This is a genomic window from Acinetobacter sp. YH12064 (assembly GCF_013419735.1).
Taxonomy (GTDB): domain Bacteria; phylum Pseudomonadota; class Gammaproteobacteria; order Pseudomonadales; family Moraxellaceae; genus Acinetobacter; species Acinetobacter amyesii.
This window is the reverse complement of the sequence record NZ_VOZP01000008.1, coordinates 143,433-155,910: the sequence shown is the minus strand read 5'-3', so window position 1 is coordinate 155,910 and position 12,478 is coordinate 143,433. Positions and strand designations below refer to the sequence as shown.

15 protein-coding genes are annotated in these 12,478 nt (G+C 39.6%); 9 read left to right on the top strand and 6 right to left on the bottom strand.

Translation table 11 applies throughout. The features are described from left to right. Positions 1-77: 77 nt before the first annotated feature. The 4 genes from FTU13_RS10250 to FTU13_RS10235 all read left to right on the top strand — a co-directional run bounded on the left by FTU13_RS10250 (position 78) and on the right by FTU13_RS10235 (position 3,207). Positions 78-518, top strand: coding sequence for an SMI1/KNR4 family protein (locus FTU13_RS10250; RefSeq protein ID WP_180127903.1), 441 nt, complete (start codon positions 78-80; stop codon positions 516-518). Between the two features lie 151 nt (positions 519-669). Then, entirely contained in the window at positions 670-1,014 is a 345-nt protein-coding gene (locus FTU13_RS10245; RefSeq protein WP_078193577.1) for a hypothetical protein, read from the top strand. Between the two features lie 145 nt (positions 1,015-1,159). Continuing rightward, complete coding sequence (locus FTU13_RS10240) at positions 1,160-1,861, top strand: VIT family protein (protein WP_180127901.1); 702 nt, start codon at positions 1,160-1,162, stop codon at positions 1,859-1,861. A gap of 134 nt (positions 1,862-1,995) precedes the next feature. Further along, positions 1,996-3,207, top strand: a complete 1,212-nt coding sequence (locus FTU13_RS10235) for a YeeE/YedE family protein (protein ID WP_180127899.1) — start codon at positions 1,996-1,998, stop codon at positions 3,205-3,207. A gap of 38 nt (positions 3,208-3,245) precedes the next feature. On the opposite strand, the gene FTU13_RS10230 is transcribed toward FTU13_RS10235, so the two are convergent. The 3 genes from FTU13_RS10230 to FTU13_RS10220 all read right to left on the bottom strand — a co-directional run bounded on the left by FTU13_RS10230 (position 3,246) and on the right by FTU13_RS10220 (position 5,881). After that, positions 3,246-3,767 carry a hypothetical protein gene (locus tag FTU13_RS10230; RefSeq protein ID WP_180127897.1) on the bottom strand — a complete coding sequence of 174 codons (522 nt, stop codon included), beginning with the start codon at positions 3,765-3,767 and terminating at the stop codon, positions 3,246-3,248. A 65-nt stretch (positions 3,768-3,832) separates the two neighbouring features. After that, on the bottom strand, positions 3,833-4,612 hold the full coding sequence (locus FTU13_RS10225; protein ID WP_180127895.1) for a TIGR03915 family putative DNA repair protein: 780 nt from the start codon (positions 4,610-4,612) through the stop codon (positions 3,833-3,835). Positions 4,613-4,621: 9 nt separating this feature from the next. Then, entirely contained in the window at positions 4,622-5,881 is a 1,260-nt protein-coding gene (locus tag FTU13_RS10220) for a putative DNA modification/repair radical SAM protein (protein ID WP_078193581.1), read from the bottom strand. A 214-nt stretch (positions 5,882-6,095) separates the two neighbouring features. On the opposite strand from FTU13_RS10220, the gene FTU13_RS10215 reads away from it, so the two are divergent. Then, complete coding sequence (locus FTU13_RS10215) at positions 6,096-7,139, top strand: nitronate monooxygenase family protein (RefSeq protein ID WP_180127893.1); 1,044 nt, start codon at positions 6,096-6,098, stop codon at positions 7,137-7,139. Between the two features lie 218 nt (positions 7,140-7,357). On the opposite strand, the gene dusB is transcribed toward FTU13_RS10215, so the two are convergent. Beyond that, positions 7,358-8,362 (bottom strand): tRNA dihydrouridine synthase DusB, encoded by a 1,005-nt coding sequence (dusB, locus tag FTU13_RS10210; protein ID WP_313042773.1) that lies wholly within the window; start codon positions 8,360-8,362, stop codon positions 7,358-7,360. Between the two features lie 519 nt (positions 8,363-8,881). Between dusB and FTU13_RS10205 the strand changes: the two genes are divergently transcribed. Both FTU13_RS10205 and FTU13_RS10200 read left to right on the top strand, forming a co-directional pair. Next, positions 8,882-9,211: a hypothetical protein gene (locus FTU13_RS10205; protein WP_180161109.1), complete on the top strand. Its 330-nt coding sequence runs from the start codon at positions 8,882-8,884 to the stop codon at positions 9,209-9,211. A gap of 315 nt (positions 9,212-9,526) precedes the next feature. Further along, the gene (locus tag FTU13_RS10200; protein ID WP_180127889.1) at positions 9,527-9,697 is read left to right on the top strand and encodes a hypothetical protein; all 171 of its coding nucleotides are present in this window, start codon (positions 9,527-9,529) and stop codon (positions 9,695-9,697) included. A gap of 92 nt (positions 9,698-9,789) precedes the next feature. Here FTU13_RS10200 and FTU13_RS10195 read toward each other — a convergent pair whose 3' ends face one another. Together FTU13_RS10195 and FTU13_RS10190 are read right to left on the bottom strand one after the other, a co-directional pair. Beyond that, positions 9,790-10,005: an acyl-CoA thioesterase gene (locus tag FTU13_RS10195; protein ID WP_306422792.1), complete on the bottom strand. Its 216-nt coding sequence runs from the start codon at positions 10,003-10,005 to the stop codon at positions 9,790-9,792. A gap of 115 nt (positions 10,006-10,120) precedes the next feature. Further along, positions 10,121-10,303, bottom strand: coding sequence for a hypothetical protein (locus FTU13_RS10190; protein ID WP_180106573.1), 183 nt, complete (start codon positions 10,301-10,303; stop codon positions 10,121-10,123). A gap of 277 nt (positions 10,304-10,580) precedes the next feature. On the opposite strand from FTU13_RS10190, the gene FTU13_RS10185 reads away from it, so the two are divergent. Beyond that, entirely contained in the window at positions 10,581-11,786 is a 1,206-nt protein-coding gene (locus FTU13_RS10185; RefSeq protein ID WP_180003816.1) for a DUF1615 domain-containing protein, read from the top strand. Continuing rightward, positions 11,753-12,382, top strand: a complete 630-nt coding sequence (locus tag FTU13_RS10180) for an HAD-IB family hydrolase (RefSeq protein WP_180064243.1) — start codon at positions 11,753-11,755, stop codon at positions 12,380-12,382. Before FTU13_RS10185 ends, FTU13_RS10180 begins: the two co-directional genes overlap by 34 nt. Positions 12,383-12,478: the final 96 nt, after the last annotated feature.

The following is a 12,478-nucleotide window of genomic DNA, read 5'->3' as shown; positions in this document are numbered from 1 at the left end:
AACGAGTGTAAAAAATATTGACTAAAATTTACGCCTAGCTTATTCATAAAACACCAAAATAATTTAAGAACAACATCATGCCCTTTCCATTAGACTTAAAATTTATTACTGCAACTGAAGAACAATTAGGATTTAAGTTTCCAGAAAAATATAAAGCCAGAATGCAAATTGAAAATGGTGGCGAATTCGGCATTAGCTTTTCTAGTGCGGATGAATTTAAAGATGGTGATGACATCGAAGCTTGGTGGCTTTTTCCCTTCCAAGACACCAGCGATGTGAAAAGAATAAAACGTACGATGAATCATCTAGCCGTAGAACATCAATCCATCAGTGAAATAGAAGACTTCCCTGAAAAAAGCATTGCTATTGCACATAACGGCGATGGCGATTATTTATTGATGCGTACGATAGACGATACACAATTGGGGGAAGAAATATATTTATGGCGCCATGAAGACAGTGAATTTATCTATCTACTTGTGACTTCAATTGAAGAATTATTTAGTCAAAACCCTTAACGCCATAAGCAGATATAAAGCCTTTCAAACTACAAAATAAGCTGGATAAAATTACACTAAATCAACAATTTTTGATCAAATATCGAATATTTTTTCAGCTAATATTAATTCAGCCCATGCTACGGGCATAACAACAAAAGGAAAGATCAAAATGAATAAATTACTTGTTGCTTTAGGTTTGGCTGCAACTGTTGCACTTGTTGGCTGTAATAAAGACAAAGCGCCAGAAACAGGTGCAACAACTGGTGAACACCTAGAAAACGCTGCTGATCAAGCAGGCCATGACATCGCTGATGCAACTTCAGATGCGGCAACTGCGACAGCTACTGCTGTTGATAATGCTGCAACTGCAACTGCGACAGCAGCCGAAAATGCTGCAGAAAATGCTGAAGCTGCTGCACACAATGCCAAAGAAGCAGCTAAAGACGCAACTGCTGCAACAGCAGGTGCTGTTGAACAAGGTGCAGCTGACGTGAAAGAAAAAGCGCAGCAATAAGCATTTTATAAAAAAAGCACCTTCGGGTGCTTTTTTATATCTGTATTTTATTCAACTTACTGTTTCAATCTATTTTTAACTTGAAATTTAACTGATGTCAGGTCAATCTTATGAGGTCATATAAATAACAAACTTAGAGAAAATAATGTCTTACTCACATCATGCCGAAAAACATTTTATGGAACGTACGGGTTGGCTACGTGCATCTGTACTCGGTGCAAATGATGGCATTATCTCCGTTACTAGTTTAATTATGGGCATGGCTGCAAGTGGTGCTTCTAGCCATACCTTACTCATTACCTGCATTGCAGGACTTATCTCTGGTGCAACCTCTATGGCGGCGGGCGAATATATCTCTGTGAAATCTCAAGAAGACGTCGAAAAAGCAGATCTTCACATGGAGCATAAAGAACTGCAAAAGAACCCTGAGCTAGAACTTAAAGAACTTACCCAAATTTATATTCAACGTGGTTTAGAGCCTACACTTGCCCATGAAGTCGCAGTCCAATTAACTGCACATGATGCACTTGAAGCCCACGCCCGAGATGAAATTGGAATCCATGACAATACAGCAGCAAAACCTGTTCAAGCAGCGCTATCATCGGCTTTAGCCTTTTCAATAGGTGCAATATTTCCGATGATTGCGATCTTGATCAGTGCTGACATGCATATTGAAAAAACTGTTATGGCCGTTGGCGTGATTTCCCTAGCACTCCTCGGTGCTTTAGCCAGTTATGCAGCTGGCACTTCTATGTTGAAAGGCAGTCTACGTGTTGCGCTTTGGGGCATTGCAGCCATGCTTTTTTCTAGTTGGATTGGTTCTTTATTTAATGTAAATCCAGTTTAATGTTTCTTTTATCAGTTTTACAAATATTGAAAATCAATTATTCACAGCAATTATTGTGTGAATTCTAAACAATATTAATTTTTACAATATATAAAAACCGTAAAATAGAGATACATTTTTTAAGCTTTTTTTCCATGTCTTTTATTGCTGCGCCAGCCAATCGATCCAATGTATCGATTTGGATGGCTTTTGTTTTATTAATTTTAGGCACCATTGGTGCTTATCTGGTTGTGGGCGTTAACCAAGCATTGCTATTTTTAATTGGCGGTGCTTTGGGTATGACGCTTTATCATGCGTCTTTTGGTTTCACCTCGAGTTGGCGTGTCTTTATTAAAGAGCGTCGTGGTCGTGGCTTGCGTGCACAAATGATCATGTTGGCTTTGGCTGTATTGCTCTTCTTCCCTGCTTTAGGTGCGGGTGAATTATTTGGCAACCCAGTCAAAGGTAACGTTAATCCTGTTTCAATGTCCGTGATGATCGGTGCCTTTATTTTTGGTATTGGTATGCAACTTGGCGGCGGCTGTGCATCAGGGACCCTGTACACCGTGGGCGCAGGTAGTGCACGCATGATTGTAACGCTGATCTTCTTCTGTACAGGTTCATTGATTGCAACTTCGCATATTCAATGGTGGTTTGACCTTCCCCACTTTGAGCCGATTTCTTTAGTCAAAAGCTTTGGTGTAGTCCCTGCACTGGCATTAAACTTTGTGCTTTTTGCAATCATTGCCGCAGCAACAGTTTACTTTGAAAAGAAACGCCATGGTCAGCTTGAAGTTGAACCGCAAGCAATGCAACACGGCTGGAAACGTTTTCTACGTGGACCATGGCCATTGGTTTGGGGCGGAATTATCCTGACTTTACTGAACTTTGCCACACTCGCACTTGCAGGCCGTCCTTGGGGCGTGACCTCTGCCTTAGCCGTTTGGGCCGCAAAATCAGCAAGTGTCATGGGCATCGATGTTTCATCTTGGGCATATTGGCAGCAGCCTGCAAATGCCAAAGCACTCACCGAATCATTATGGTTTGATATCACGTCGATGATGAATTTCGGCATCATGCTCGGTGCCTTACTCGCAGCGAGCCTAGCTGGTAAATTTGCACCAAACTTTAATATTCCAAAACGTTCACTGCTAGCGGCTGTTATCGGTGGTTTGATGTTGGGTTACGGCGCACGTTTAGCATACGGCTGTAACATTGGTGCGTATTTCAGCGGTATTGCTTCAGGTAGTTTACACGGTTGGTTATGGTTAGTATTTGCCTTCATTGGGAACGGTATTGGCGTCAAACTACGTCCAATCTTCTTCCCTGGTGAACGTCCACAACCGGAAAAACTAACAGGCTGCTAATTTCAGTAAATAAAAAGCCCCTCAAATGAGGGGCTTTTTTAATCTGTCAGAGCTGCTTTTAGATTACAACCATATTGCATAGTTTCTTGTGCCTGTTTATATGTGGTATAGCGGTTGATAATAAAATCATAAAATTGGTCTGCATTCGCAAATACCTGACTCAAATCTTCGTTTGCGGCATTTGGCAGTTTAACGTCTTTCACCAAGGCTAAGTTCACATGTCCGAGATGATACATTTCAGAAAAATAATGATTCATTACTTCGCAATAGGCAATTTTGGAGCTTTTTAAAGCGGTATTAGCAACAAAATGCTGATTTAAAGTTTTTAAGTTCTGAACATCTAAAGCGGATTGATCTGAAAAAGCCATACTTTCTACTTTTTTTAGTTGACTAAAATCGGCTGCTAGAGTTTGATTTAATTGTTCAAAGCGTTGTTGTAATCCCGCTGTATCGGCAACTTGATAACTTTTTGGATTGAATGTTTTCTTTTCTTGTTCATTTGCAGAACACGCCGTTAATGCCATTGTCGTCAGAATGGTCGTAACAAGAAATAATTTCATCAAAGTCTCACTTAAACAATCAAAAGCGCAATCATTATGCCCGAAATTCTTCAAATGATTTGAAATTAAATCGCTTTCTCATTCATATAACGCCAATAACGACGTGGCACATACTGCACATGTAATTTCATATTACGTCGGGCTTCAATATTGACACTTCTAAAATAATCTTTCCAAAGCTGATCATACAAAACCTCATCATCATCCAGTTCGATATTAAAGGATTGACTATGGCCTGATTGTATTTGCCTATCTATGGTTGTGGCATCCATATCCACTTGATGCACCTGTTTTAAATCATAATAAATGCCATAATTGCGTTTTTCATCGTAAATCAGCCAGCGTTGATCTTGATAGCGTGATTTAAAATGCAGTTCGATCAAAGGCAATACATTAAAGTCAGGTGAGACTAAACTGATAAACAAGCCATCCTGACATTTTTTAAAACGCACAAAAGCTTCCATTCGGTGCTTTTCACGCCCCACTTGCTTCGCCCACTGACTCATCCCTAATACATCAGCATGACCATAGTTTTTAGACACATCACGCTGTTGCTGGAACACATAAATCGCAAAATTAAAACAATGTTGAAAAGCCTGCTGCTGCTCGGATAAAAACGCATAATAAAACTGCTTTAAAGCACTTTCAGATGCTTTAAGCTTTAATCCTTGCCATACCCGCTGTGCTTGTTCATCGTGACTAGCCACATCAATGACTTCGGCGAAAAGACCTGCCTGCACTTGCCCATCTGTACAAATCTGAATGTCAAATTGCTTAAATTGAAAGGCCCGAAAAACACAACTTAACAATCCTGTCATCGTGCCATCAAAGACATAAATACTCACGACTGTGTCCTAAAAACCGAAGTTCAATTGTGGAGAAATTTGCTGCGTATATTTCGACTGGCCACTTTGCAAAATCTGCTGTCTTATTTGATGAGGCTGTTGTTCACGAATAAATTTAGGTGAATCTTCACAGCGTATAAAATGTTGTGCTCTGTTGTAGGAAATACCCATACGTTTTAATTGGTCGATATGAATTTTACCAAAACGTCGTGCTTGAACAATTTTTTTAGCAGAACGCACACCGATGCCCGGCACACGTAAGATCATTTGATATTCAGCACGATTGATATCCACGGGAAATTGCTCGGGATGACGCAGTGCCCACGCTAATTTAGGGTCAATATCCAATTCTAAATTTGGATGCTCTTCATCGACCAACTCTGTCGCTTCAAATCCATAAAAACGCATTAACCAATCACTTTGATACAGCCGATTTTCTCGTAATAAAGGTGGCGCAGACCCCACAGCTGGCAGCGCACGCTCCTCTTCATTAATGGGAATATAACCTGAGTAATACACACGCTTGAGCTTAAACTCTTTGTAATGACGGTCTGCCATCAGTATTACATCACGGTCAGACTCTTGATGTGCGCCCACCACCATTTGCGTCGTTTGTCCTGCGGGTACAAATTTAGGGACTGTACGTATTATTTTTCGTTCATCTTTGAATTGAATCAAACGATCTCGCACAATACCTAAGTCTTTTTGGACTTCGACATGACTTTTTTCAGGTGCAAATTTTTTTAAACCATCTTCTGTCGGCATTTCTAAATTAATGCTCATACGGTCAACATATAAACCTGCTTCGGTAATGATTTCCTGAGATGCCCCCGGAATAGTCTTCAGATGAATATAACCATTAAAATTTTCTTCTAAACGCAGTTTTTTTACCACCTGCAACATACGTTCCATGGTGTAATCCGCCGATTTAAAAATCCCCGAACTTAAAAATAGCCCCTCAATATAGTTCCGACGATAAAAATTCATAGTCAAATCGACCACTTCCTGTACCGTAAATGCTGCGCGCTTTACGTCGTTACTTCGACGGGACACACAATATGCGCAGTCAAAAATACAAACATTGGAAAATAGAATTTTTAATAACGAAACGCAGCGGCCATCTTCTGTATAGCTATGGCAAATACCGTTTCCAGTATTACCCAGACCTTTGTCTTTATTTTGGCGCTTACTACCACTCGAAGAACATGAGACATCATATTTGGCAGCATCGGCTAAAATTTGCAGTTTTTCACGGATACGTTCAGACATGGGAGAATTATAAAATTTAAAGTGAACACAGCATTATTTTAAAAGGATCCACCTCAAAAGTCGGGTCATACATCATTACTACGACACGAGGTGTCGCTTAATTTCAAGTACAACTTTCGTGTAAGCATAAGACCATTTTGATATGAAATAACGAATATTATTTGCTTAATTTCACTCGCTTGGGCAAAGTATTTAGAGTGATTGGAGTATGCACATGACTTTATTAGAAAAACTTGGCATCAAACACCCTATATTTCTTGCCCCAATGGCAGGTGTTTCTACACCTGAACTTGCTGCAGAAGTGTCAAATCAAGGTGGACTTGGTTCACTGGGTTTAGGTGCAAGCAGTGTTGAGAATGCACGTCAACAAATATTACAAACTCAAGAACTCACTGAACAACCCTTTCAGGTCAATTTTTTTTGTCATGACACAGTAGAACTCGATGAACAAGTTGCTGCCAAATGGATCATGCAATTTAAATCACGCTTTGCTCAATATAATGCAGAAGCTCCAGAAGCACTGAACTGTATTTATCCAAGCTTTAAAGATAATGACCATTTTCTAAACCTCTTACTGGAAACGCGCCCTAAAGCGGTAAGCTTCCATTTTGGTATTCCACATCCACATCAAATCCAAGCCTTGAAACAAGCGGGTATTTTGACTCTAGTTTCTGCAACCAACTTAGCAGAAGCTAAACTGATCGAAGCTGCAGGCATTGATATCGTGATTGCTCAAGGTATTGAAGCTGGTGGTCACCGTGGCATTTTCAATGAAAACTTTGATAGCAGCGTTAAGACTCGTGATTTGGTTCAGCTCTTGAAACGCCATATTCAATGCCCCGTTGTTGCTGCTGGCGGCATTATGAATGGACATCAGGCCTATCAAATTATGGAGTTGGGTGCAGATGCTGTTCAATTGGGCACTGCTTTTGTGCAATGCAAAACATCAAATGCAAATGAAGCTTATCGCAAAGCATTATTTGATGCACCCATCACGCAGATTACATCTAGTATTTCAGGCCGCCCTGCTCGTGGCATTATCAATAACTGGCACACAGATATTGACACACCAACACGCCCGACCGTCCCGGCTTACCCATATAGCTATGATTTAGGCAAACAATTACATGCCGCTGCTAGCAAGCATGGTATACATGAATATGGTGCTTTTTGGGCGGGAACCAATGTCTCTCAAATACGTGAATTGGAAGCACCTGACTTGATCAATCAATTGGTTTTAGAAATGCGCTTTAACTAAGACCTCGCTCAACGCGACATTCAAACATGAATGCCTATAAAAAGCCCTCAACATTGAGGGCTTTTTATGTGCAATTTAGGCTGTCATCGATGCACAATTTAATAATTGCTTCAGATCATTTGAATCAAGTTAGTTAAATCTATTTCAAATAAATCCAGCTAATTTTAATCGACCTACTTTGTATCACATTGCACAGATCCATTTCGATTGGCTTTAAGTTATTTGGTTTCAAGCAAATTGACCTGATCAACTTGAACATCACTCATGATCTGACCATGATCAAGTAAGTGATTAAAATAGTTCTCGACGACTTTATATTGATCTGCTGTAGATTCAACTTTATACATATTTTGGCGGAACTCATTACTAGAGCGTAAACCCTTGGTGTACCAAGCAATATGTTTGCGTGAAATTCGACAACCTGAATATTCACCATAAAAACCATATAACTCAGATAAATGTCCGAGTAATACGTCACGGACTTCCATAATACTTGGCGCCGCCATATGCTCACCCGTCGTCAGGTAATGTCCTATTTCACGGAATATCCATGGGCGACCTTGAGCTGCACGGCCAATCATGACTGCATCGGCACCAGTATAATCCAGTACATATTTGGCTTTTTCAGGTGTATCAATATCACCATTGGCAATCACAGGAATATTGATCAACGATTTCACATCTTTAATTAAGCTATAACGCGCCGTATTCAGATACATATCTTCACGTGTACGACCATGAAGTGCCAATGCAGCAATGCCAGCTTCTTCGGCACGTTTCGCAACGCGCATAATGTTTTCATGGCCATTGAGATAGCCCAAGCGGGTTTTTAAAGTCACGGGTACATCAACTGCATCAACCACAGCATCTAAAATGCGAGCCACCAAGTCTTCATCTTTGAGCAGCGCGGAACCTGCCAATTTATTACAGACTTTCTTCGCCGGACATCCCATATTAATGTCGACAATTTGTGCACCATTTGCCACTTGATAGCGAGCGGCTTCAGCCAGTTCAGCTGGATCTGATCCTGCAATTTGAGCTGAGATAGGTGCTATTTCACCATCAAAATTCGCACGATAAAGACTCTTTTTACTCATGCGTAAGGTCTTATCAGCCGTCATCATTTCACTGACAGCATGACCTGCGCCAAAGTATTTGCAAAGTGTACGAAATGGGCGATCTGTAACCCCTGCCATAGGTGCCACCCACAGTTTTCTCTCGATGGGACGATCGAATAATTCTTGAATGACAGGATGTTGACTCAATGTTTTAACCTCTAGCTATATTTAGCAAATGATGCGCGAACCACATTCGAAATCTTCCAAGCCACTTTTACAATGCTAAATTCAAATCTATGTTCGCAAAATCAGTTGAGCGTAAAAACGTTTCATGGCAATGATTATGCAATTGAATTATGACAATGAACATCAACATCGTTCAACGCTTAAATTGAGGAATTTGAAGCTTCGGAATTGGACGGCAAATTTGCAATGCGATAGTTTAGTAATTCCAAACAAAAATTTCTACGCTTTTGCTTAAGAGTCGTTGAAAGTTATGCATATACCTTCTAGCTAACACACTATCGATTCAACATCAGACTTTCAGCAGATCTGCCTGTACAGGTGTTACTATAGCGGGATACTGCTAAAATCATTGAAAACTTAAATCTATAAATTCACATCAGTGAGTTGAACTTTATGAAAAAATTGAAAATTCTCTCTTTTATATTTTTCGCTACCATATTGACTGCCTGCCAACAACCGAATGACGAGGTAGCTGCAGCTGAAAGTCAAAACGCTGATTTAACAACGGAACAAGCGACTCAACAATTTGAGCAGTCAGATGCGCAAATCAGTCAATACCTTGATGTTTTAGATGCTCAAAGTACATCGATCAAGGAAAAAACCCAAGTCTTATGTCATGACTACCCTCATGAATATAAAACCAACTATATGCCTGCCATGCTCAAACTCGCAGCCCAAGATTATACTCAAGATAAAATGTTAAATGATTTGAAGATTGCACAGGACTACTACAAAGTAAAACTCAAAATTGAATGTCCTGCCGAATAATCTCCCTTTCATCATGGCGTCATATTTCAGCGATAAATTGTAATTAAGCGAAAAATGTGTAAGTTTCGGTGTAATAACAACGTAAAATATACTTCCCGATTTATTCGGGTTTTTCTTTTTTTAAAGTCTTTAAAATATTAAACGATATTTGAATGACACATATTATTTTGTGATGGATTTCAAGCCATTGATTTATTGTGATAAATTTTTCGTTGGAATTCACAATTTGGACACAGAACAATCTATTTTAATTACACTTTTCTCATGATTAATACATTAAGTTGTTTTTTCCAAAAATAGACTGAAGATTGAATCATGAAAACTTTAAATAAAGCACTTTTTGCTGTACTTATCTCTACGGCGGCTGCAACTACATTTGCTGCTGAAGAACAAAAAGTTGAAGCTGCTCCATCTGAAGTTCAAACAACTGAAGTTGCTCAGGACGCGACTGAAGTAGCCTCTGCTTCTGAAGCTGTTGCAAAATAATTGAGTAAACATTTAAAAACCCACAGTTTGTGTGGTTTTTAAATTCACAGGCATTTTAAGTGTTCCGCCGTTTTCAATGATTTTGACTTCAATTATTTAAAATATAAACGTTGAATTTGACGTGCCCGCCGGTTTAAACCTAATATTTCTTTTCTTTGTAAAATGTCTTCTTCACTAAATCCCAAGCGCTGGATTAATTCAGACATAGCTAAATCTGCATGTTCGATCAACACGGCATCTTGTTCCGTTGACCAAATCACGGTTGATACCGTTAATTTGTGCTGACGTTTTAACTTTCTCATTTGCATAGTATAAAAGACTTTTGCCTAATTCACAAAAAAGCCCACCCTAGGTGAGCTTTACGCAAAGACTGTTTATTCTTCATTTATATAGATTGAAATATTGATTCACTGTGCAATGACGTTAAAGATTTTCATCCTTTGTGATCATCACTGAAGTTAAAATTGGAACTGCAAAACAAGGTAGTAAGAGTAAGATCCAATATTCCACCATTGGTTTAGCCACAACAAAGTTAATAACGATTACCCCTAATACCATAACTAACGCAATCAAACCTAAGAAACGACTGAAAAATTTAGCAGGCATAACAATCCCCTTAAAAAAATTATGGATTTCAGCTAGTATATACCTTCATTTTTTATAATCTGTTGAAAATGATATTGGAATATTCATCTATTTAGCTCAAAAAGCATTCTTTTTCCAATCATCCTGACAGAACTGCTTGTTTTTACACGCGTAGATCTCCATAAATAGATTGACAGTCCCCTATGAGGCATATACATATTTATTCATAATTTATGTAATTTGCATAGTATACTGCTCCTGCTTTGTCGCCCCCATATGGCTGAGTTTATTGGAAAATATGAACAAAACTTTTTCGACCACATTATGCTTTAAATCCCTTTCTGTACTGGCTTTATCCATTGGCTTGGCTGCTTGTGGTAATGGTTCATGGTGGAGCAAAGATGAACCCACTATGGAAGCGGAACAGATTAAAAAAGCCATTCCACCTCGCGTGAATGAACGTCTGTCATGGGCCAATGATATCTACGACATTAGTGATCAGCTCGGTATTCCGACCACGAAAGAAAATGTCTGTACGATTGTTGCTGTGGTCGATCAAGAGTCCAATTTTGTTGCTGACCCACATGTGCCGGGACTCGGTGAAAAAGCCGTCAAAGAAGTTCAAGATCGTCTTGAAGAAAAGTTTAAAGATAAATTGGGTGATGGCATCGGTGGTACAGTCGCTGGCTATTTCCAAGATGTGTTAAAAAATCAGCCAAGTCCAGAAGATAACTATCTCAGCCAAATGCGCCGTGTTCAAACTGAACGTGAGCTAGACGAGCTATATCGTGAAATTTTTGACTATATGTCTAAACATTATCACGTGAGTGCGTTAACAGGCGCGGCGAAACTGGTTGGACAAGATATTGGTGAAAAGCTCAACCCAATTACTACTTTGGGTTCGATGCAAGTCCATATAGGCTATGCCAAAGACCACAAACGCCAAGGTGGAAATATTGCCGCACTACGCACAGACATGTATAGCCAATATGGCGGTTTGTATTATGGCATCCACCGTTTAATGATGTATCCGGCTGAATATGACAAACCGATTTATCGTTTTGCAGATTATAACTCGGGTCGTTATTCGAGTCGTAATGCGGCATTCCAAAGCATGTTGAATGACTTAACCCCTGCTGAGCTCGGTTTAGATGGTGACCTCTTACTTTATAATAAAGATGGTTCTCCACGTTCAGCTAAAAGCCAATCGGAAACCGCGCTGATTGCCGTTTTTGCAGAAAACAATGTGATTGCGACTCCACGTCAAATTCGTTCAGATCTTAAAAAAGAAAAAGATCAGGACTTCGAAGATACTTTGACGTATAAAGCGGTCAAAAAGTTGTACCAAGAAAAGACTGGTAAAGAACCGTTTTATGCCATGATGCCTGAAGTCGTAATTTCTGGGCCGAAATTAAGCCGTGATTACAATACCAATTGGTTTGCCACACGAGTCGATGGACGTTATCAAACATGCATGCGCCGCATCAAAAACCTAAAACTCTAGCCTTATTTGATTTTGACGGAACCCTGTGTAACAAAGACAGTTTTACAGGGTTCATCTTCTATTCCCTGCCTAAAAGGCATATCGTGCGCCAAGGGATTAAAATTCTCCCTTGGATTCAAGGCTATTATCTCAAGCTATATCCTGCACATGCAATGCGTCCTCGCCTATATGCCGCAATGTTTAGCCAAGCCAATCATGAGCAGGTTTTAAATCAAGCAGCGCAATATGCTGAACATTTGATGGCAGAACTCAATCCTTCACTGTATGAACAATTACAGCAACACCAAAAACGCGGTCATGAAGTCGTATTGGTTTCTGCATCCGTCGATTTATATCTTAAACCTGTGGCCAAAAAGCTTGGGGTCAAACTGATTTGTACCGAAACAGCAGCCAATGACCAAATACTGACTGGTTTGTATCAAACCTTAGACTGTAGTGGCGAGCAAAAGAAAATTCGCGTTTTGGAGCAATTTAACCTTCAAGACTATGAGCATGTTTATGCCTATGGAAATAGCGATGAAGACCTCGCTATGTTTGAATTGGCCACCCACCATTTCATGAATGGAAAGGATAAACGCCTACCTGAACTCGACTAAAGTCGAGTGATTTAGTTTGGTTTATTAATCAAAGTTAACAATCACAAACTTAAATTTAAGTCGCTCTAATATATGATTAAATTTTGAAAATTCTGC